The organism is Cellulomonas sp. P4_A2, assembly GCF_056402515.1.
In genome coordinates this window covers 278,808-298,402 of the sequence record NZ_JBFUHG010000007.1, presented here as the reverse complement: position 1 = coordinate 298,402, position 19,595 = coordinate 278,808, and the positions used below count along the sequence as shown (strand labels likewise).

General features: G+C 72.8%; 16 protein-coding genes. 13 read left to right on the top strand and 3 right to left on the bottom strand.

Annotation, left to right across the window (positions count from 1 at the left end):
* Positions 1 to 25: 25 nt before the first annotated feature.
* From AC1DUE_RS09870 to AC1DUE_RS09825, 10 genes are all read left to right on the top strand, one after another.
* Positions 26 to 817: an ABC transporter ATP-binding protein gene (locus AC1DUE_RS09870; RefSeq protein WP_477039223.1), complete on the top strand. Its 792-nt coding sequence runs from the start codon at positions 26 to 28 to the stop codon at positions 815 to 817.
* 74 nt (positions 818 to 891) lie between these two features.
* Positions 892 to 1,326, top strand: coding sequence for an NfeD family protein (locus AC1DUE_RS09865; RefSeq protein ID WP_477039222.1), 435 nt, complete (start codon positions 892 to 894; stop codon positions 1,324 to 1,326).
* A gap of 58 nt (positions 1,327 to 1,384) precedes the next feature.
* Positions 1,385 to 2,527: an SPFH domain-containing protein gene (locus AC1DUE_RS09860; protein WP_477039221.1), complete on the top strand. Its 1,143-nt coding sequence runs from the start codon at positions 1,385 to 1,387 to the stop codon at positions 2,525 to 2,527.
* 126 nt (positions 2,528 to 2,653) lie between these two features.
* Positions 2,654 to 3,334 (top strand): TetR/AcrR family transcriptional regulator, encoded by a 681-nt coding sequence (locus AC1DUE_RS09855; protein ID WP_477039220.1) that lies wholly within the window; start codon positions 2,654 to 2,656, stop codon positions 3,332 to 3,334.
* Positions 3,334 to 5,070 (top strand): ABC transporter ATP-binding protein, encoded by a 1,737-nt coding sequence (locus AC1DUE_RS09850; RefSeq protein ID WP_477039219.1) that lies wholly within the window; start codon positions 3,334 to 3,336, stop codon positions 5,068 to 5,070. The genes AC1DUE_RS09855 and AC1DUE_RS09850 overlap by 1 nt, the downstream gene beginning before the upstream one ends.
* A 71-nt stretch (positions 5,071 to 5,141) precedes the next feature.
* Positions 5,142 to 7,049 carry an ABC transporter ATP-binding protein gene (locus AC1DUE_RS09845; RefSeq protein WP_477039284.1) on the top strand — a complete coding sequence of 636 codons (1,908 nt, stop codon included), beginning with the start codon at positions 5,142 to 5,144 and terminating at the stop codon, positions 7,047 to 7,049.
* Between the two features lie 25 nt (positions 7,050 to 7,074).
* A complete protein-coding gene (locus AC1DUE_RS09840; RefSeq protein ID WP_477039218.1) occupies positions 7,075 to 8,313 on the top strand; it encodes an MFS transporter in 1,239 nt (412 codons plus the stop codon).
* A gap of 4 nt (positions 8,314 to 8,317) precedes the next feature.
* Entirely contained in the window at positions 8,318 to 9,145 is an 828-nt protein-coding gene (locus AC1DUE_RS09835) for a TrmH family RNA methyltransferase (protein WP_477039217.1), read from the top strand.
* A gap of 12 nt (positions 9,146 to 9,157) precedes the next feature.
* The gene (locus AC1DUE_RS09830; protein WP_477039216.1) at positions 9,158 to 10,240 is read left to right on the top strand and encodes a class I SAM-dependent methyltransferase; all 1,083 of its coding nucleotides are present in this window, start codon (positions 9,158 to 9,160) and stop codon (positions 10,238 to 10,240) included.
* Positions 10,241 to 10,337: 97 nt separating this feature from the next.
* Positions 10,338 to 11,426, top strand: coding sequence for a ScyD/ScyE family protein (locus AC1DUE_RS09825; protein WP_477039215.1), 1,089 nt, complete (start codon positions 10,338 to 10,340; stop codon positions 11,424 to 11,426).
* 9 nt (positions 11,427 to 11,435) lie between these two features.
* On the opposite strand, the gene AC1DUE_RS09820 is transcribed toward AC1DUE_RS09825, so the two are convergent.
* The 3 genes from AC1DUE_RS09820 to AC1DUE_RS09810 are packed head-to-tail and all read right to left on the bottom strand — an operon-like array spanning position 11,436 to position 13,235.
* Positions 11,436 to 12,002, bottom strand: coding sequence for a YbaK/EbsC family protein (locus AC1DUE_RS09820; protein WP_477039214.1), 567 nt, complete (start codon positions 12,000 to 12,002; stop codon positions 11,436 to 11,438).
* Positions 11,999 to 12,541, bottom strand: coding sequence for a YbhB/YbcL family Raf kinase inhibitor-like protein (locus AC1DUE_RS09815; RefSeq protein WP_477039213.1), 543 nt, complete (start codon positions 12,539 to 12,541; stop codon positions 11,999 to 12,001). Before AC1DUE_RS09815 ends, AC1DUE_RS09820 begins: the two co-directional genes overlap by 4 nt.
* A gap of 7 nt (positions 12,542 to 12,548) precedes the next feature.
* Positions 12,549 to 13,235, bottom strand: coding sequence for a Pr6Pr family membrane protein (locus tag AC1DUE_RS09810; RefSeq protein ID WP_477039212.1), 687 nt, complete (start codon positions 13,233 to 13,235; stop codon positions 12,549 to 12,551).
* Between the two features lie 174 nt (positions 13,236 to 13,409).
* Between AC1DUE_RS09810 and AC1DUE_RS09805 the strand changes: the two genes are divergently transcribed.
* From AC1DUE_RS09805 to AC1DUE_RS09795, 3 genes are read left to right on the top strand one after another with little or no spacing between them, the layout of a single operon-like run.
* Positions 13,410 to 14,210, top strand: coding sequence for a hypothetical protein (locus tag AC1DUE_RS09805; protein WP_477039211.1), 801 nt, complete (start codon positions 13,410 to 13,412; stop codon positions 14,208 to 14,210).
* Positions 14,207 to 16,021 (top strand): DNA polymerase Y family protein, encoded by a 1,815-nt coding sequence (locus AC1DUE_RS09800; RefSeq protein WP_477039210.1) that lies wholly within the window; start codon positions 14,207 to 14,209, stop codon positions 16,019 to 16,021. The genes AC1DUE_RS09805 and AC1DUE_RS09800 overlap by 4 nt, the downstream gene beginning before the upstream one ends.
* Entirely contained in the window at positions 16,014 to 19,592 is a 3,579-nt protein-coding gene (locus AC1DUE_RS09795) for an error-prone DNA polymerase (protein WP_477039209.1), read from the top strand. The genes AC1DUE_RS09800 and AC1DUE_RS09795 overlap by 8 nt, the downstream gene beginning before the upstream one ends.
* Positions 19,593 to 19,595: the final 3 nt, after the last annotated feature.

The window sequence follows — 19,595 nt, the reverse complement described above, 5'->3', positions numbered from 1 at the left end:
TCGCCCGCCGGTTAGGGTCATGCCCATGACGGACGTGCTCGACCTGCAGGACGTGACCATCCGCCGCGGGACGACGACGATCCTGGACGGGGTGTCGTGGACGGTCCGTGACGGCGAGCGCTGGGTGGTCCTCGGGCGCAACGGTGCCGGCAAGACGACGCTGGTGCAGGTCGCGGCCGGTCGGATGCACCCGACGACGGGCACCGCCGACCTGCTCGGCTCGCGCCTCGGCCGCGTCGACGTGTTCGAGCTGCGCCCGCGCATCGGGCTGTCCAGCGCGGCGCTCGCGGATCGGATCCCCGCCGGCGAGAAGGTGCGCGACGTCGTGCTCACCGCCGCCTACGGCGTGACCGGACGCTGGCGTGAGGACTACGAGTCCCTCGACGAGGCGCGCGCTGGCGACCTGCTGAACGCGTTCGGCGTGGCACACCTGACCGACCGGTACTTCGGGACGCTCAGCGAGGGGGAGCGCAAGCGCGTCCAGATCGCCCGCTCGCTCATGACCGACCCCGAGCTCCTCCTGCTCGACGAGCCCGCGGCCGGACTCGACCTGGGCGGCCGCGAGGAGCTGATCGCCGCGCTCGCCGAGCTGGCGGCCGACCGGAAGTCGCCCGTGCTCGTCCTCGTCACGCACCACGTCGAGGAGATCCCCCCGGGGTTCACGCACCTGCTGCTGCTGCGCCAGGGCAAGGCGTTCGCCGCCGGCCCCGTCGACGAGGTGCTCACCGCGGAGACGCTGTCGGGCGCGTTCGACCTCGACCTCGTCGTCGACAAGATCGACGGACGGTGGTCGGCCCGCGCGGCCGCCCCGCGATGAGGCCCCCGCGGTCCTAGTATCGAAGGACGGATCCTCCGACGTCGGAGACCGCCGATGCAGGGGAGTGAAGCCGGATGGGTTGGCTGTGGTGGGTAGGCGCCGCGCTCGTGTTCGGCATCCTCGAGATGCTGTCGCTGGACCTGGTGCTGATCATGTTTGCCGGCGGGTGCCTGGCCGGCGCCGCCGCGTGGGGGCTCGGCGCTCCCGTCGGGGTGCAGGTCCTCGTCGCCGCGCTCACGTCCGTCCTCCTGCTGGCCACGCTGCGGCCGTTCCTGCTCAAGCACCTGCGGGAGCGCACGCCCCTCGTGGAGACCAACTCCGCGGCGCTCGTCGGCCAGGAGGCGGTCGTGGTCTCGACCGTCACCGTCGAGGGTGGTCGCGTGAAGCTCAACGGTGAGGTGTGGAGCGCGCGCGTCGACGCCGCGCAGGCCATCCCGCCCGGCACCGAGGTGCGCGTCGCGCGCATCGACGGGGCCACCGCAGTAGTCGCGCCCGTCGTGGGCAGCTGACCGCACCCGTCGTACGACCCGCGGGCAGGGTGCCCGCGCGTGAGCCTGTGGAGGATCGATGGACCAGGAGCCCGGAACGATCGCTGCGTACGTCGTCGGCGCCCTCATCCTGCTGTTCGTCATCATCGCGCTGGTGCGCGCGGTGCGGATCGTGCCGCAGGCGACGGCGGTCGTCGTCGAGCGGCTCGGCCGGTACTCGCGGACGCTGGACGCGGGGCTGCACCTGCTCATCCCGTTCATCGACCGGGTGCGCGCGAGCGTCGACCTGCGCGAGCAGGTGGTCTCGTTCCCGCCGCAGCCCGTGATCACCTCGGACAACCTCGTGGTGAGCATCGACACCGTCATCTACTTCCAGGTCACCGAGCCCAAGTCGGCGGTCTACGAGATCGCCAACTACATCCAGGGCATCGAGCAGCTGACCGTCACCACCCTGCGCAACGTCGTCGGCTCGATGGACCTCGAGCAGACGCTGACCAGCCGCGACCAGATCAACGGCCAGCTGCGCGGCGTGCTCGACGAGGCGACCGGCAAGTGGGGCGTGCGCGTCAACCGCGTGGAGCTCAAGTCGATCGACCCGCCCGACAGCATCAAGGGCTCGATGGAGCAGCAGATGCGTGCCGAGCGTGACCGTCGCGCCACGATCCTCACCGCGGAGGGCGTCAAGCAGTCGCAGATCCTTACCGCCGAGGGCGAGAAGCAGGCGGCGATCCTGCGCGCCGAGGGCAACGCCCAGGCCGCGATCCTGAACGCCGAGGGCGAGGCCCGCGCCATCCTGCAGGTCTTCGACGCCGTGCACCGCGGCGACGCCGACCCCAAGCTGCTGGCCTACCAGTATCTGCAGACGCTGCCGAAGATCGCCGCGTACCCGTCGAACAAGATGTGGTTCCTGCCGTCGGAGCTGACCAGCGCGCTGGGCACGTTCGCGAAGGGCTTCGGCGGGCCGTTCACGCAGGACGCCGACGACGCCCCCACCCGGCCCGCCGGGACGTCCCCGCTGAGCGACGACCTGCCGCCGACCACCTTGAAGGATCCGGCCGAGGCCCTGGCCGAGGCGCGGCGCGAGTCGGCGGCCGCCACCGCCGACGCGACGAGCTCGGGAACGCTCAGCGGGGTCCCGTTCGACCCGGCCGTCGAGCTCGGGCAGCGCCCGGGCGGGGGAGCCGTGCCGCCGCGTCCCGTCGAGCCTCCCGCCGAGGGCTGAGCGCCGCCCCGACGGGGCCGGGCAGCGCGGCTCGGCCGTTCTCGACGGGAGGCTGAGCGGAAAGCATCCGTTCGCTCACAGCGAACAGACTAACTGAGTGAGTGCTCACTCAGTTACGGTCGGCGCATGGAGACTGTTGCCCCGACCAAGGGTCGCGCGGCGCCGCTGCCCCCGGAGGAGCGCCGGGCCGCGATCCTCGTCGCCGTCCGCCCGGTCCTGCTCGAGCGGGGGGCGTCGGTGACCACGCGTGAGCTCGCCGAGGCCGCGGGCGTCGCGGAGGGAACCCTCTTCCGGGTGTTCACCGACAAGGTGACCCTGATCCGCGCGGCAGTCTGGGCGGCGACCGACCCGGCGGACGCCGTGCCCGGGATCGACGCGGTCGACCGCACGCTGCCGTTGCGCGAGCGCCTGATCACCCTGATGCAGCTCGGCTTCGCGCGCGTCGACACGATGATGCGCTGGATGACCCTCCTGCACGAGATCGGTCGCAACCAGCCCGCGCCGAGCGACATCGAAAATCGGATGCAGGAGTGGGGCCGTCGGCAGGAGGCTGGCAACGCCGCGGTGAATGCTGCCGTGGAGCGGGTGATCGGGCCTGACGCCGCCTCGCTCCGCATGCCCGTCGACCAGGCCGTGGCGCTCTTCTCCACGGTCCTGGTCGGGGCGACGATGCAGGCCGTCGACGCGAGACGCCGTCAGCTGGGCGTGCCTCCTCCAGACGCGGAGCAGCTCGTCGACCTCGTCCTGCACGGCGTCGTGCTCATCCCGCCCTTGTCGTCCCCCGAGCCCCCCGAGAGGAGCGCCTGATGCTCATCAAGCTGCTCAAGGTGCATCTCAAGCCCTACCAGGGAGCCGTGATCGCGGTCGTCCTGCTCCAGCTGATCCAGACGATGGCGACGCTGTACCTGCCGAGCCTGAACGCCCGGATCATCGACGACGGCGTGGTCGTCGGCGACACCGACGAGATCCTGCGCCTGGGCGGGATCATGCTCGCGGTCAGCTTCGTGCAGGTCATCGCCGCGATCATCGCCGTCTACTACGGCTCGCGCACCGCGATGGCCTTCGGGCGGGACGTGCGCAAGCGGCTGTTCGGTCAGGTGCAGACGTTCTCGGCGCAGGAGGTGGCCAAGTTCGGCGCGCCGACGCTGATCACCCGCACGACGAACGATGTCCAGCAGGTGCAGATGGTCACGATGATGACCTTCACCATGATGATCATGGCGCCGATCATGCTGGTCGGTGGCGTGATCATGGCGATGCGCGAGGACGTGGTCCTCTCCGGCATCCTGCTCGTCTCCGTGCCGGTTCTCGGCCTGATCATCGGCCTGATCATCTCGCGGATGGTGCCGTACTTCCGGTCCATGCAGAAGCGCATCGACGGGATCAACCGCGTGCTGCGCGAGCAGATCGCCGGCGTCCGAGTCGTGCGCGCGTTCGTCCGCGAGCGCCGCGAGTCCGAGCGGTTCGACGGCGCGAACAGCGAGCTCTACGACACGTCGCTGCGCGTCGGCAAGCTCATGGCCCTCATGTTCCCGTCGGTCATGGTCGTGCTGAACGTGACCAGCGTGGCCGTCCTGTGGTTCGGCGCGTTCCGCGTCGACGCGGGCGACATGCAGATCGGCCAGCTCACCGCGTTCCTGTCGTACATCGCCTACATCCTCATCGCGGTCATGATGTCGACGATGATGTTCGTGATGGTCCCGCGGGCCGTCGTCTCCTCCGAGCGGATCGGCGAGGTGCTCGAGACCGAGACCTCCGTGGTCCCGTCGTCGAACCCCGTCGGCCTGCCGGGCACCAGCACCGGGCTGCTCCAGCTGCGCGGCGTCGAGTTCCGCTATCCCGGTGCCGAGCGCTCCGTCCTGCACGGCGTCGACCTGCTGGCCGAGCCCGGGAAGACCACCGCGATCATCGGCTCGACCGGCTCCGGCAAGACGACGCTGGTCAACCTCATCCCGCGACTGTTCGACGTGACCGGCGGCTCCGTGCTGCTGGACGGCGTCGACGTGCGCGAGCTCGACCCGGACGTGCTCTGGACGCAGATCGGGCTGGTGCCGCAGAAGCCGTACCTGTTCGCCGGCACGGTGCGGTCCAACCTCGAGTACGGCAAGCCGGGGGCGTCCGACGAGGAGCTGTGGCACGCGCTCGAGGTCGCGCAGGCGCGCCCGTTCGTCGAGGCGCTGGCCGAGGGCCTCGACGCCCCGATCGCCCAGGGCGGCACCAACGTGTCCGGCGGCCAGAGACAACGGCTGGCGATAGCGCGCGCGCTCGTCAGGAAGCCGTCGGTGTACCTCTTCGACGACTCGTTCTCCGCGCTCGACTACGCGACGGACGCGGCGCTGCGTGCGGCGCTCGTCCCCGAGACCCGGGACGCGACCGTCCTGGTCGTCGCCCAGCGCGTGGCCACCATCCGGCACGCCGACTCGATCGTCGTCATGGAGGACGGCCTGGTGGTCGGCGTGGGCACCCACGCCGAGCTGCTGGAGACCTCGGAGACCTACCGGGAGATCGTGTACTCGCAGGTGAGCGTGGAGGAGGCGGCGTGAGCACCGACGAGCGTCAGGCACCCGCCCAGCGGATCCCTCCTCAGCGCCGCGGCCCCGGCGGCGGCGGTCCCATGATGAACATGGGCATGCCCGGCGAGAAGTCGATGAACTTCCGTGCGTCGGCCAAGCGGTTCCTCGGCGAGATGCGCGGGGAGCGGTGGGCGCTGGTCGCGATCCTCGTGATGGGCACCGCGTCCGTGTTCTTGGCGGTCATCGGTCCCAAGCTGCTCGGCAACGCGACGAACGTCATCTTCGACGGGGTCATCGGCAAGCAGCTGCCCGCCGGGCTGACGAACGCCGAGGCTGCGGACGCCCTGCGCGCCGCGGGGCAGACCACCCAGGCGAACGTCGTCGAGTCGTCGGGAGCCGTTCCCGGCGTCGGCATCGACTTCACGCAGCTGCGCAACATCCTGCTCGTCGTCCTGGTGATCTACCTGGGCTCGTTCCTGTTCGGGTGGCTGCAGGGCCGCATGACCGCCGTGGTCGTGCAGCGTGTCGTCTACCAGATGCGCCAGCGCGTCGAGGCGAAGCTGTCCCGGCTGCCCCTGAAGTACCACGACGGGCAGCCGCGCGGTGAGCTGCTCAGCCGCGTCACCAACGACATCGACAACGTCGCGCAGACCCTGCAGCAGACGCTGTCGCAGGTCATCACGTCCGTGCTCACGGTCATCGGTGTGCTCGCGATGATGTTCTTCATCTCGCCGCTGCTGGCGGTGATCGCCCTGATCACGGTGCCGCTGTCCATCTGGATCGCCGGGATGATCGCCAAGCGGTCGCGCCCCCAGTTCATGCAGCAGTGGGCGTGGACGGGGCAGCTCAACGCGCACATCGAGGAGATGTACACGGGCCACTCGCTGGTCACCGTCTTCGGTCGGCAGAAGGAGGCCGCCGAGACGTTCGCGGACCGCAACGAGAAGCTGTACGAGTCGAGCTTCAAGGCGCAGTTCATCTCGGGGATCATCCAGCCCGCGCTCGGCTTCGTCGCCAACCTCAACTACGTGATCGTGGCCGTCGTCGGCGGCCTGCAGGTGGCCTCCGGTGCCCTCTCGCTCGGGTCCGTGCAGGCGTTCATCCAGTACAGCCGCCAGTTCACGCAGCCGATCACGCAGCTCGCCTCGATGGCGAACCTGCTGCAGTCCGGCGTCGCGTCCGTGGAGCGCGTGTTCGAGCTCCTCGACGCCGACGAGCAGGAGCCGGACCCGGCCACGCCGGTCCAGCCCGACCAGCCGATCCAGGGCCGGGTCGCGTTCGAGAACGTGGCGTTCAGCTACTCGCCCGACAAGCCGCTCATCCGCGACCTGTCGCTGGTGGCCGAGCCGGGTCAGACGATCGCGATCGTCGGCCCGACCGGTGCGGGCAAGACGACGCTGGTCAACCTGCTCATGCGGTTCTACGAGGTCGACGACGGGCGCATCACCCTCGACGGCGTCGACGTGCGCGACATGACGCGCGACGCGCTCCGCTCCGAGATGGGCATGGTCCTGCAGGACACCTGGCTGTTCGGCGGGACCCTGGCCGAGAACATCGCGTACGGCGTGGAGCACGCCACGCAGGACGAGATCGTCGAGGCGGCCGTGGCCACCCACGTCGACCGGTTCGTGCGCACCCTGCCCGACGGCTACGACACGGTGGTCGACGACGAGGGCGCGAACGTCTCGGCGGGGGAGAAGCAGCTGCTCACCATCGCGCGGGCGTTCCTGGCCGACCCGGCGATCCTCATCCTCGACGAGGCGACCTCGTCGGTGGACACCCGCACCGAGGTGCTCGTGCAGCAGGCGATGAACGCGCTGCGGCACGGCCGGACCTCGTTCGTCATCGCGCACCGCCTGTCCACCATCCGCGACGCGGACATCATCCTGGTGATGGAGGACGGCGCGATCGTCGAGCAGGGCTCGCACGACGAGCTGCTCGCGGCCGACGGTGCGTACGCGCGCCTGTACGCGAGCCAGTTCGCCGCGGCGGTGGCTCCGGTCGACTGAGGCAACCGGCCCGTACGCTCGGCGCATGTCCACGCTCCCCGGCGCCGAGCGTGCGGGCTTCTCCCGTGACCGGATCACCGTCGCGTTCTACGGCACGTTCGTCGTCTGGGGCTGGTTCCTCTACAGCTTCAACCCCAGCGTCCCCCTGCTCGCCGACGACCTGGGCGTCTCGGACGCGCAGGCGGGGCTGCACGGGACGGCGATGGCGGTCGGCGCCGTCCTCGCCGCGTTCGTCACCCCGCGGCTCGTCCTGGGGACCGGCCGGCGCCCCTCGCTCATGGCGTCGGTGAGCCTGATCGCCGTCGGCGTCGTGGCGCTCGTCCTCGCGCCCACGCTGGCGTGGAGCCTGGCCGCGATCTTCGTCGTCTCCGTGGGCGGCAACGTGGCGATCACGGCGATGCAGCCCGGCCTCGTCCTGCGGCACGGCCGGGCGTCGTCCGCCGCGCTGACCGAGGGGAACGGCGTCGGGTCGTCGATCGGGCTCGTCGGCCCGCTGGCCGTCGGGGCGTGCGTCGCGGTCGGTTGGGGCTGGCAGCCCGCCGTCGCGGTGACGGCGGTCCTCGCTCTCGTCTCGGTGCTGGTCTACTCGCGGATCCCGGTCGGCGGACCGATGACGCCTGCACACGCCGCGCCGGTCCCGGCTCCCGTGACGACGACGGCGCGCTCGACCCGCACCGCCCTGCCCGCCTGGTGCTTCCTCGTGACCATGGTCGCGGCGGTCGCGATGGAGTTCGCCACCACGTACTGGGCCACCGGGCTCGTCATCGACCAGACCGACGCCGGGGCGGGCATCGCCGCTGCTACGACCGCAGGCCTCGTGCTCGGCATGTCGGTGATCCGGTTCGTCGTCGGCCCCCTGTCCCTGCGGATCGCGCCCGCGTTCCTGCTGGCCGTGGCGTTCGTCGTGGCCATCGGCGGCTGGACGATCCTGTGGACGGCGACCACGCCGGCCGTGGCGATGGTCGGGCTGGTCGTGTCGGGCCTGGGCTACGGCGCGCAGTACCCGCTGTCGATCGCCCTGCTGCTGGCCACGGCCCCGCACCGGCCGGACGCGACGCAGGCGCGGGCCACGCTCGCCGCGGGGCTCGCCATCGGTGTCGCACCCTTCGCCCTCGGGGCCCTGGCGGACCAGTTCGGCACGCACCGGGCGTTCATCCTCGTGCCGGTCGTCGCCGTCGTCGGGGCGGCGGCCGCCGTGGTCGGAGGTCGCGCGGTACGACGAGCGGTCGTGGCCGAGGTGGACTCGGTCGCCCTGGAAGGATGACCGCGTGCCCCGCCCCGACCTGCAGACCGTCACGTCGTCCGACGACGCCCGCCTCACCGACTACGTCTCGCTGACCGACGTCGCGCTGCGCTCGAGGCTCGAGCCGTCGAAGGGGCTGTACATCGCCGAGAGCTCGACGGTGCTCGGCCGGGCCCTCGCGGCCGGCCACCGGCCGCGGTCGGTCCTGCTCGCGCCGCGCTGGGTGCCGGACCTGGAGCGGATGCTGGCGTCGCTGCCGGCCGACGACGTCGTCGTCCCCGTGTATGTGGCCGAGGAGCCCGTGCTGGAGGCCATCACGGGCTTCCACGTGCACCGCGGAGCGCTGGCGGCGATGCACCGGCCCGTCCTGGCGCCCGTCGTCGACGTCCTGCACGGAGCCCGTCGCGTCGCCGTGCTCGAGGACATCGTCGACCACACCAACGTCGGCGCAGCGATGCGCGCGTGCGCGGCCTTCGGCCTGGACGCGGTGCTCATCACGCCGCGCTGCGCCGACCCGCTGTACCGGCGCTCCGTGCGCGTCTCCATGGGCACCGTGTTCCAGGTGCCGTGGACCCGCATCGACCCCTGGCCGGACGGGCTGGCGCTGCTGCGCTCGCTCGGCTTCGTCACCGCGTCGCTGGCGCTCACGGACGACTCGATCTCGCTGGACGCGCTGGCCGCGGACCCACCGCCGAAGCTGGCGCTCATCCTCGGTGCCGAGGGCGACGGGCTCAAGGCCTCGACGATCGCGGGGTCCGACCTCGTGGTCCGCATCCCGATGGCGGGCGGCGTGGACTCGCTCAACGTCGCATCCGCTGCCGCCGTGGCCTTCTGGGCGACCCGGGTTTCCTGACACGATCGGTTCATGACCACTGATCTGTTCGAGCCGGTCGGTGCGGGCACCGACGACGTCGCCAACCGGCTGCTCGCCGCGACGCTGGGTGCGCAGGAGCTGTTCGCCGTCTACCTCGGGGACCGGCTCGGCTGGTACGCGTCTCTGGCGGAGCACGGCGCGTCCTCGTCGGACGAGCTCGCACAGCGGACCGGGACCGACGAGCGGTACGCGCGCGAGTGGCTCGAGCACCAGGCCGTCGCCGGGTACGCGACCGTCGACGACGACCACCGGTTCGCGCTCACGGACGGTGCGCGCGAGGTGCTCACCGATGCGGACTCGACGGCGTTCCTCGCGCCGCTCGGTCGGATGCAGGCGGCCTCCGGACGCGTCGTCGACGACCTCCTCGAGGCCTTCCGCACCGGCGGCGGGGTGTCCTGGGGCCGGATGGGGGACGACGCCCGGACCGCGCAGGCCGCGCTCAACCGGCCGTTCTTCCTCGGCGCCCTCGTCGACGAGGTGATCCCGTCGATCCCCACGCTGCACGCGCTGCTGCGACAGGGCGGCCGGCTCGCGGACCTCGGGTGCGGGCAGGGCTGGTCGTCGATCGCGATCGCCCGGGAGTACCCGGAGGCCTCCGTCGTCGGCATCGACATCGACGCGCCGTCCATCGACGAGGCTCGTCGTAACGCCGCATCGGTGAGCGTGGACGTTGCCTTCGAGCTGGCCGACGCAGCGTCCGTGCGCGACGCACGCTTCGACGTCGTGACGTTCTTCGAGTGCGTGCACGACATGTCCGACCCGGTCTCGGTGCTCGCCGCGGCACGGGCGATGGTGCGCGACGACGGGTACGTGCTCGTCGCCGACGAGCGCACGCAGGAGACGTTCACCGCACCCGCCGACGCCGTCGAGCGGCTCTTCTACGGCTGGTCGCTGACCGTCTGCCTGCCCGACGGCCGCTCGACGACGCCGAGCGTCGCCACCGGCACGGTCATGCGACCGTCGACGCTGGAGCGTTATGCGCGCGAGGCGGGGTTCGTCGGGATCGAGATCCTGCCCGTCGAGCTCGACCTGCTGCGCTTCTACCGGCTGCTGCTCCCGCCGCGGAAGCCCTGAGGGCTTTCGTCCTGGCGCGCCACCGGCGGATGAGCGTAGCGTCGAACCGGGGCGAAATGACCGGAATGTCGCTTGTCGCTCGCGAAGGAGAGAGACGATGAGGAAGCCTGCTCTTGCCGTCACCGCCGCCGCGCTCCTGGTCCTCGGACCGGTCGGCGCCGCCACCGCGACACCGCCGCCACCGGGGCCGGTGACGCTCGCTCAGGGCCTGGTCGGTCCGCTGCACCTCTCGGTCGGGCCCGGGAAGTCGGTCACCGTCTCGCAGGAGTTCGCCTCCCAGCTCACGACCGTCAGCAGGGGCTCGACGGCGACGCTGTACGACGGTGGCCCGGACTGGGACGTCTCCGGCGTCGACAACCGGGGGAGCACGGTCTACTTCCTGCAGAGCCAGGGCGCGGGCCCGGACGACCCCCGACCGCTCGTCGGGGTGCTGAAGGCCATCGACGCGCGCGGGAACGTCAGCACCGTCACCGACCAGATCGGGGCCTACGAGACCTCGGTCAACCCCGACAGCGGCAACGCCTACGGGCTGTCTGCGGCCGACGCGGCGGCCAACCCCGGCTGCGTCGCGCAGCTCACGGCCCTCGGCTTCCCGGTCAGCTACACCGGGGAGATCGACTCCCACCCGTACGCGCTCACCGTCGTCGGCAGCACCGCCTACGTCGCCGATGCCGGGATCAACGCCGTGCTCGCCGTGAACCTGCACTCAGGCACGATCCGGACCGTCGCCGTCCTCCCGCCGCGGCCCGCCCCGATCACCGCGGAGGCCGGTGCGGCCTTCGGGCTCACCGACTGCGTCGGTCTGACCTACGCCTTCGAGCCGGTGCCGACCGACGTCGAGATGGGTCCGGACGGCCGGCTGTACGTCTCGTCTCTGCCGGGCGGGCCGGAGGACGTCAGCCTCGGCGCCCGGGGCGCGGTCTTCCGGGTCGCGCCGAGGAGCGGAGTCACCGACGTCTACGCCGAGGGCCTCATGACACCGACCGGGCTCACGCTCGACGGACGGGGCAACGTGTACGTCGCGTCGCTCTTCGGGGAGGGCGTCTACAAGATCTCGGCCAGGTCCCACGCCGTGACCGTGGTCCTGCCGGCGACCAACGCCGCCGACGTCGAGATCAAGGGCTCGACGCTCTACGCGACCACCGACGCCTTCGGCAACGGGACGCTCGTCTCGCTCCGGCTCTAGCCCGGGCGGTCAGCCCAGGGCGAGACCGTCGACGACCAGGACGCCCGGTGCGCGGGCGAGCAGGGCGCCGGGCAGCGCGATCTTGGAGCGGCGCACGCCGCTGCCGATGATGACGACGGGTCCGGCGTCCGGGTCGTCGACGGCCACGGACGCGTCCACGAGCACCCGGTAGCGGGCGGGAAGGCCGAGCGGCGTGATGCCGCCGTACTCCATGCCCGACTCCTCGACCGCGCGGTCCATCGGCAGGAACGAGGCCTTGCGGACGTCGAGCAGCCGCTTCACCGCATTGTTGACGTCGGCGCGGGTGGTTGCGCGCACGACGCATGCGGCGACGCGCTCCTCGCCCTCTCGGCGGCCGGCGACGAGCACGCAGTTGGCCGACGCGGCGGGGGGCAGGGCGAACGACTCGGTCAGCGTCGCGGTGTCGGCCAGGTCCGGGTCGATCTCGGTGACCAGCACGGCGTCGGCCACGCTCGCGTCCTGCTCCGCCCACGCGGTGATCGTCGCGAGGGTGGAGGTGGCCAGGAGGTGGGGGTGGTCGAGCGCGCGGGTCCAGGTGAGCGTGCCCAGGCTCATCGCTGGTAGGTCCCGACGAGGATCGCGCGGGCGAGCGTGTGGAACAGGACCGCCGTGTTGGCGGCGCCGGGCATGGTGTCCGCGGAGAACCCGAGCGAGTCCGTGTCGAGGGCGTGGACGACGAAGAAGTAGCGGTGCACCTGGTCGCCGGGAGGTGGTGCCGCGCCGACATAGCCGGCGACACCGTCGTCGCCCTTCAGCTGGATCGCGCCCGCGGGCAGGCCGGAGCCGTCCGGGTTGCCGGCGCCGCGAGCGAGCGACGTGACGCTCGCCGGGACGTCCGCCAGCGTCCAGTGCCACCAGCCGGCAGGTCCCGGGGCATCCGGGTCGAAGCAGCTGACCAGGAACGACCTCGTGGCGTCCGGGAAGCCCGACCAGGACAGCTGGGGGGAGACGTTGCGGTCGGCGCCGGTGTTCGTGTGCACGTCGGGCACGCGCTCGCCGGCGACGACGTCCTCGCTGGTCAGCGTGAAGTCGGGGACCTTCGGCAGGAGCGAGTAGGGGTCCGGGGCGACGGGACGGGTGAGGTTCACGGCCATGGCGCCATCATGTCGCGGGCGGGGCCGGGGTGCTCGCCGTCCCGGCCAGGGAAGGCTCCAGCGCCTCGTCGCGAGGTCCGATCAGCACACGGGCAGGCAGCAGACGGTCGATGCCGACGAGCGCGAGGCCGAGCAGGAAGAAGCCGATCGCGTAGATGACGACGTTCTTCATCAGCCCGCCGTAGCCGATCTCGGACACGTCGACGAAGCCGTACGGGTAGGGGCTGCCCGGGCTGACGACGCCGCGGATCGTGCTGAACGCGCAGTACGCCACGGGGTAGGCCAGCCACCAGGCGGCCGTCCGGACGTGCAGCCGGCGGTGGGGGACCATCAGCAGGAAGTGCACGAACGTCGCGATGGGCGTCAGCCGGTGCACGAGCTGGTCGTGCGTCAGGCCCAGGGCGATGATCTCCTCGCCGGGCGGGGCAGGGTCGAGGATGAAGTACGAGACGAGCCCGGTGATCAGCAGGAACAGGGTCACGGCGCCCCAGAGCCAGGGCTGCGGCTCCCGTCGGCGGGCGAGGACCGCGATGCCGCCCCAGAGCATGACGACCGCCAGCAGCAGGTTCGACTGGTTGGTGAAGTAGACGTAGTCCTCGAGGTCGAGGCTGACGCCGCCGCTCGGCGACCAGAACAGCGCGATCAGCGTGATCGCTGCCAGCGCGAGGCGATAGACGCCGACGACGATTCTCATAGCTGCCCTTCCGGCTCGCCGGCGACGCTGCCGGTCGGCGAAAACGTACATCGCCCAGGTGGGTGGTCGGCGGATTGACAGTGCCGACGATGTCAGCGTGTACTGAGATACTTCGAACAGTTGTTCGAGCCGACACCACGGACTCAACTCCACACCGCGACGAGGGAGGTGCGCATGACCGCCGGAACCATGACCCGCGAGGACCGGGTCCGGCTCGCGCGCGCGGCCCTCGCACGCGCCGAGGAGCGGACCGGCGCACGCAGCGTGCTGCCCCTCGGCACCCGGCCCGAGGAGCCGGTCGTCACCCTCGTGCCGGTGGTGTCGGGGGCTGCGCCGGACCCTGCTCCTGCGGGGATCCTCACCACCGAGCGGCCGCCGATGGCCGTGCCGCCGGCCCTCGTCCCACTGCTCCCCGAGGGGCTGCGCCGCGGCGCGACGACCGTCGTCAGCGGGTCCACCTCGCTCGTGCTCGCCCTGCTCGCGCACGCGTGCGCGGGTGGCGCGTGGGCGGCGGTGGTCGGGCAGCCGACCGTCGGGCTGCTCGCCGCCGCGCAGGCGGGGGTGTCGCTCGAGCGGCTGGCCGTCGTTCCTCGGCCCGGGCTCGAGTCGCCCACCGTGCTCGCCGCGCTGCTCGACGGGGTGGACGTGGTGGTCGTCGGACCCCAGGTCTCGCTCACCGACACCGACCGTCGGCGCCTGTCCGCCCGCGCGCGCGACCGGGGGTCCGTGCTGCTGTCGACCACCGACTGGCCCGGTGCGGGCGTGGTGCTCACCGTGCAGCAGGGGCGGTGGACCGGGGTGGACGCGGGCGAGGGTCGGTTGCGGACCCACGAGATCCGGGTGGCGCGCACCGGACGTGGCAGCGCCGCGGTGCCGCAGTCGCTCGACCTCACGCTGCCGCTGGGTGCCGAGCCGATCGCCACTGAGCCGGCCACCGCTGCGCTCCCCGCGACCGGGCTGAGGCTCGTCGGATGAGCACCCGGACCACGGTGCTGTGGGTGCCCGACTGGCCGGTCGTGGCCGCGGCCGCCACCGAGGAGGTGCCCGCCCACCTGCCCGCCGCGGTGCACGACGGGCAGCGGCTCACCGCGGTGTCCGCCCTCGCCCGGGCGGAGGGGGTGCGGCGCGGGATGCGACGACGGCAGGCGCAGGGGGTCTGCCCGGAGCTGGTCCTGCTGCCCGCCGACGACACCCGCGACGTGCGCCTGTTCGAGCCCGTCGCTGCCGCCGCGGAGACCGTCGTGGCGGGCATCGAGGTGGTGCGCGCGGGAATGCTCCTGCTGCCCGCTGGCGGCGCGAGCCGGTACCACGGGTCCGAGGAGGCGCTCGCGGAGCTGCTGGTCGACGCGGTCGCCTCCCGGTCGGGGCACGAGTGCGCGGTCGGCACCGCGGACGGGTTGCTGGCCGCGGTCCTGGCCACCCGGTCCGGGACCGTGGTGCCGCCCGGTCAGTCGCCCGCCTACCTCGCTCGGCACGGCGTGACCGAGCTGGTGCACGCGGCGGTCACCGACGAGGCCGCGGCCGCGGTGACGGACCTGGTGGACCTGCTGCACCGCCTCGGGCTGCGCACCCTCGGACAGCTGGCCGCCCTGCCGCCCACCGACGTGAGCGCCCGGTTCGGTCGCCTCGGGGCGTGGGCGCAGCTGCTCGCGCGCGGGGACGACGAGCGCCCGCCGGCCCGCCGCCGCCCGGAGGCGGACCTCGAGGTGTCCACCGAGCTGGACCCGCCGCTCGACCGGGTCGACCAGGCGACCTTCGCCGGGCGCAGGCTGGCCGAGGAGCTGCACGAGCTGCTGGTGGCGCACTCCGTGACCTGCGGACGCCTGCAGATCGCCGCCCGCACCGACGAGGGTGACGACCTGGTCCGGACCTGGCGCACCGACCTCGGCGGCTGGGGCGGCCTGACGCCCGCACGGATCACCGACCGGATCCGCTGGCAGCTGGAGGGCTGGCTGGCCGCGACCGCGGTCGAGACCGCCCGCAGCCGCTCCCTGGACGACCCGGCGGCACGTGCACGCTCGGCCGGCGCACGTGCGGCCGTGGCGTCCGGCAAGGACCCGTGGGCGCACGACGACCTGCCCGTGGACCCGTGGCCCGACGACTCCCGCCCGGTCGCGCTCGTGCACCTGGCGGTCACCGCCCTGGACGTCGCCCCGGCGGGTGCCGAGCAGGGGCGACTGTGGGGCGGACCGTCCGGCGGGGACCTGCGCGCGCACCGGGCACTGGACCGGGTGCAGGGGATCGTCGGCGGTTCGGGGATCCTCGTGGCGACGCTGCAGGGCGGTCGGGACGTCCGTGACCAGGTGCACCTGCAGCCGTGGGGTGAGCAGACCGAGCCCGCACGGCCGGTGGACCGCCCGTGGCCCGGGCGGCTGCCCGATCCCGCCCCGGCGACGGTCCTCGACCCGCCCGAGCGCGTCGAGGTCCGCGACGCCGCGGGGGTGCCCGTGGTGCTCGACGTGCGTGCCGGGATGACGGGGGAGCCGGCGTGGGTGCGGTGGATGCCGCGGGAGGACGAGGACGTGCCCCTGCGTCAGCGCGGGCCGAGCCGCTCCGTCGGTCGCCCGGCTCGTCTGGGTGACGACGTGCTGTTCGGTGGCCCGCGGCCCGCGGACGACGTGCGGTCCGTCGTCGGGTGGGCGGGGCCGTGGCTGCTGAGCGAGCGGTGGTGGACCGACGACCGCCCGGGGCTGCGCGCGCACCTGCAGGTGACGTTCGACGACGGGCGCGCGGTGCTGCTCGCCTGCACGGCGAGCGGCTGGACGTGCGAGGCGTCGTATGACTGACCGGTTGCGCTACGCCGAGCTCCACGCGCACACGGCGTTCAGCTTCCTGGACGGGGCGAGCCAGCCCGAGGAGCTGGCCGCGGAGGCGTCCCGGCTCGGGCTGCGGGCGCTCGCGGTCACCGACCACGACGGCCTGTACGGCGTGGTGCGGTTCGCCCAGGCGGCCAAGGCGGTCGGGCTGCCGACGGTGTTCGGCGCCGAGCTGCACCTGCCCGCGCCGGACGGACGACGGCACCACCGGGAGGTGCGGGTGACGCCCGGACCACCGGTGCTGGACCTGCCGACGGGCGTCCCGGACCCGCGCGCGTCGCACCTGCTGGTGCTCGCCCGCGGTCCCGACGGGTACCGCGCCCTGTCCCGCGCGATCGCGGAGGCGCACCTGCGCACCGGGAAGAAGGGCGCTGCCGACTACCGGCTCGAGGAGCTCGCCGCGACGGCCGCCGGGCAGTGGCTCGTGCTCACCGGCTGCCGCAAGGGGTCGGTCCGGCGGGCGCTCGCCGGCGGCGATCCCTCGGGGGTCGCGGGCGTCAGCGCGACGGGGGTGGCCGCCGCACGCAGGGAGCTGGACCGGCTCGTCGCCCTGTTCGGGCGGGACAACGTGGCGGTCGAGACGACGGCGGCGGGGGACCCGTACGACGCGGAGCGCGCCGACGCCCTCGCCTACCTGGCGAAGGAGGCGGGTCTGCCCCTGGTGGCCACCGGGAACGTCCACTACGCCACACCGCGCGACGCCGACCTGGCCTCCGCGCTCGCCGCCGTCCGGGCGCGGTCGTCGCTGGAGGACCTGGACGGCTGGCTGCCCGGGGGACCGGGCGCGCACATGCGGTCGGCGGCCGAGATGCTCGCGCTGCACCGCCGGCACCCGTCGGCCGTCGGCACCGCGGCGGACCTGGCCGACGAGTGCGCGTTCGACCTCTCCCTCGTCGCGCCGAACCTGCCGCCCTACCCGGTGCCCCCCGGGCACACCGAGGCCACCTGGCTGCGCGAGCTGGTACGACTGGGTGCCCTCGAGCTGTACGGACCGCCGGAGAAGGAGCGCGTGCCCGGTGCGTACGCGCAGCTGGCGCACGAGCTGCGCGTGATCGAGGACCTCGGGTTCCCCGGGTACTTCCTGGTCGTCTACGACCTGGTCGACTTCTGCCGCCGCAACGGGATCATGGCGCAGGGTCGCGGGTCGGCGGCCAACTCGGCGGTCTGCTACGCGCTGCGGGTCACCGCCGTCGACGCCGTGCGGCACGGCCTGCTCTTCGAGCGGTTCCTCGCCCCGGAGCGCGACGGGCCACCGGACATCGACGTGGACATCGAGTCCGCGCGCCGCGAGGAGGTCATCCAGTACGTCTACGAGAAGCACGGTCGTACGCACGCGGCGCAGGTGGCCAACGTCATCTCCTACCGGCCGCGGTCGGCGGTCCGGGACGCCGCCCGGGCGCTCGGGTACGACACCGGGCAGCAGGACGCGTGGGCGTCGTCGATCGAGCGCTGGGGGAGCCTGCGCCCCGCCGCCGCCCCGGTGCCTGCCGAGCCCGAGCGCCCCTCGAGCACGCGACGACGCCCGCACGTCGGTCACGTCGGCCCGGTGCCCGAGCAGCCCACCTCCGTGGTCACCGCGCGCGAGGAGCGGTGGCGCACGCGTGCCTCGATGTGGGGCAACACGTGGGAGCCACCGTCGGTGCTGCGAGCTCCGAAGGGTGTGGACACGCCGGGGCTGGCCACCGCGGACGGGCACGACGTGGTCCCGGCGATCCTGCCCCCGTCGGCGAGCGACCTGGACGAGATCCCGGAGCAGGTCATCGACCTGGCGGACCGGTTCCTGCGCCTGCCACGGCACCTGGGGATCCACTCGGGCGGCATGGTCATGTGCGACCGGCCGGTGATCGAGGTGTGCCCGGTGGAGTGGGCGCGGATGCCCGGTCGCACGGTGCTGCAGTGGGACAAGGAGGACTGTGCCGACGCGGGGCTGGTGAAGTTCGACCTGCTCGGGCTGGGCATGCTCACCGCGCTGCGGATCGGGTTCATGTCGGTCAAGGAGCACGAGGGGCAGGTGCTCGACCTGCACGGGCTGCCCGCGGAGGACCCGCGGGTGTACGACCTGCTCAGCGCGGCGGACACGGTCGGGGTGTTCCAGGTGGAGTCGCGCGCGCAGATGGGCACGCTGCCTCGTCTGCAGCCCCGGACGTTCTACGACATCGTCATCGAGGTCGCCCTCATCCGCCCCGGCCCGATCCAGGGCGGTTCGGTGCACCCGTACATCGAGCGCGCGCACGGCCGGCAGCCGGTCACCTACCTGCACCCGCTGCTCGAGAAGTCGCTGGCCAAGACCAAGGGCGTCCCGCTGTTCCAGGAGCAGCTCATGCAGATGGCCATCGACGTCGCCGACTTCACGCCGGCGGAGGCGGACCAGCTCCGGCGCGCGATGGGGTCCAAGCGCTCGACCGAGCGGATGGAGGCGCTGCGGGGGCGCCTGCTGGCAGGGATGGCCGGGCACGGGATCGACGCGGAGACCGGCCAGCAGATCTTCGACAAGCTCAAGGCGTTCGCGGACTTCGGGTTCCCCGAGTCGCACGCGTACTCGTTCGCGTTCCTCGTGTACGCCAGCGCGTGGCTGAAGGTCTACCACCCGGCCGCGTTCTACGCGGGGCTGCTGGCGGCGCAGCCGATGGGGTTCTACTCGCCGCAGTCCCTCGCCGCCGATGCCCGTCGGCACGGGCTGGAGGTCCTGCGCCCGGACATCCAGGCCTCCGACGTGCAGGCGTGCGTGGAGCGGCTGGGGCCGACCCCGGTGGGCGGCGAGCCGCGGCTCGTACCGACGCCGAGCGGCACCGGCCCGGTCACGGCGCCGGGCGTGCGGACGGGGGACGGCAGGCGCTCGCTCGCGGTCCGTCTCGGGCTGGCCTCGGTGCGGTCGGTGGGGGAGGACGTCGCGCAGCGGGTGGTCGACGAGCGCCGGGCGCGCGGCCCGTACGCCGACCTGCGCCAGCTGGTCCGTCGCGTCCAGCTCTCGACCGCCCAGCTCGAGGCGCTGGCCACGTCGGGGGCGCTCGACAGCCTGGGCGTGACCCGCAGGGAGGCGCTGTGGGCGGCCGGTGCGCTGGCGCAGGAGGGGCCGGACACGCTGCCCGGGGTCTCGGTCGGGGTGAGCGCACCGACGCTGCCCGGGCTGAGCGAGGTCGAGGTCGCCACCGCGGACGTCTGGGCGACGGGGGTGTCCGTCGACTCCTACCCGACGCAGTTCGTGCGCGACGGGCTGGACGCAGCGGGGGTCCTCCGGGTGGAGCAGGCGTACACGCACGAGCTCGGGCGGCGCGTGGCCGTCGCGGGTGTGGTCACGCACCGGCAGCGCCCGGGGACCGCCGGCGGGATCACGTTCCTGTCCCTGGAGGACGAGACCGGGCTGCTCAACATCATCTGCTCGGCGGGCCTGTGGCAACGGTTCCGCAAGGTCGCGCGGACGTCGCGCGCCCTGGTGGTCCGGGGACGGCTGGAGCGTTCCGACGGGGCGACCAACCTGGTCGCCGAGCACCTGGTGCCCATGTCGCTGCGGGTCCGGACGACCTCACGCGACTTCCACTGACCG

What these genes read in the sequence shown, in the direction of transcription:
- AC1DUE_RS09870 (WP_477039223.1), top strand. Translation starts at nt 26, where the DNA reads ATGACGGACGTGCTCGACCTGCAGGACGTGACCATCCGCCGCGGGACG.
- AC1DUE_RS09865 (WP_477039222.1), top strand. Translation starts at nt 892, where the DNA reads ATGGGTTGGCTGTGGTGGGTAGGCGCCGCGCTCGTGTTCGGCATCCTC.
- AC1DUE_RS09860 (WP_477039221.1), top strand. Translation starts at nt 1,385, where the DNA reads ATGGACCAGGAGCCCGGAACGATCGCTGCGTACGTCGTCGGCGCCCTC.
- AC1DUE_RS09855 (WP_477039220.1), top strand. Translation starts at nt 2,654, where the DNA reads ATGGAGACTGTTGCCCCGACCAAGGGTCGCGCGGCGCCGCTGCCCCCG.
- AC1DUE_RS09850 (WP_477039219.1), top strand. Translation starts at nt 3,334, where the DNA reads ATGCTCATCAAGCTGCTCAAGGTGCATCTCAAGCCCTACCAGGGAGCC.
- AC1DUE_RS09845 (WP_477039284.1), top strand. Translation starts at nt 5,142, where the DNA reads ATGATGAACATGGGCATGCCCGGCGAGAAGTCGATGAACTTCCGTGCG.
- AC1DUE_RS09840 (WP_477039218.1), top strand. Translation starts at nt 7,075, where the DNA reads ATGTCCACGCTCCCCGGCGCCGAGCGTGCGGGCTTCTCCCGTGACCGG.
- AC1DUE_RS09830 (WP_477039216.1), top strand. Translation starts at nt 9,158, where the DNA reads ATGACCACTGATCTGTTCGAGCCGGTCGGTGCGGGCACCGACGACGTC.
- AC1DUE_RS09825 (WP_477039215.1), top strand. Translation starts at nt 10,338, where the DNA reads ATGAGGAAGCCTGCTCTTGCCGTCACCGCCGCCGCGCTCCTGGTCCTC.
- AC1DUE_RS09820 (WP_477039214.1), bottom strand. Translation starts at nt 12,002, where the DNA reads ATGAGCCTGGGCACGCTCACCTGGACCCGCGCGCTCGACCACCCCCAC.
- AC1DUE_RS09815 (WP_477039213.1), bottom strand. Translation starts at nt 12,541, where the DNA reads ATGGCCGTGAACCTCACCCGTCCCGTCGCCCCGGACCCCTACTCGCTC.
- AC1DUE_RS09810 (WP_477039212.1), bottom strand. Translation starts at nt 13,235, where the DNA reads ATGAGAATCGTCGTCGGCGTCTATCGCCTCGCGCTGGCAGCGATCACG.
- AC1DUE_RS09805 (WP_477039211.1), top strand. Translation starts at nt 13,410, where the DNA reads ATGACCGCCGGAACCATGACCCGCGAGGACCGGGTCCGGCTCGCGCGC.
- AC1DUE_RS09800 (WP_477039210.1), top strand. Translation starts at nt 14,207, where the DNA reads ATGAGCACCCGGACCACGGTGCTGTGGGTGCCCGACTGGCCGGTCGTG.
- AC1DUE_RS09795 (WP_477039209.1), top strand. Translation starts at nt 16,014, where the DNA reads ATGACTGACCGGTTGCGCTACGCCGAGCTCCACGCGCACACGGCGTTC.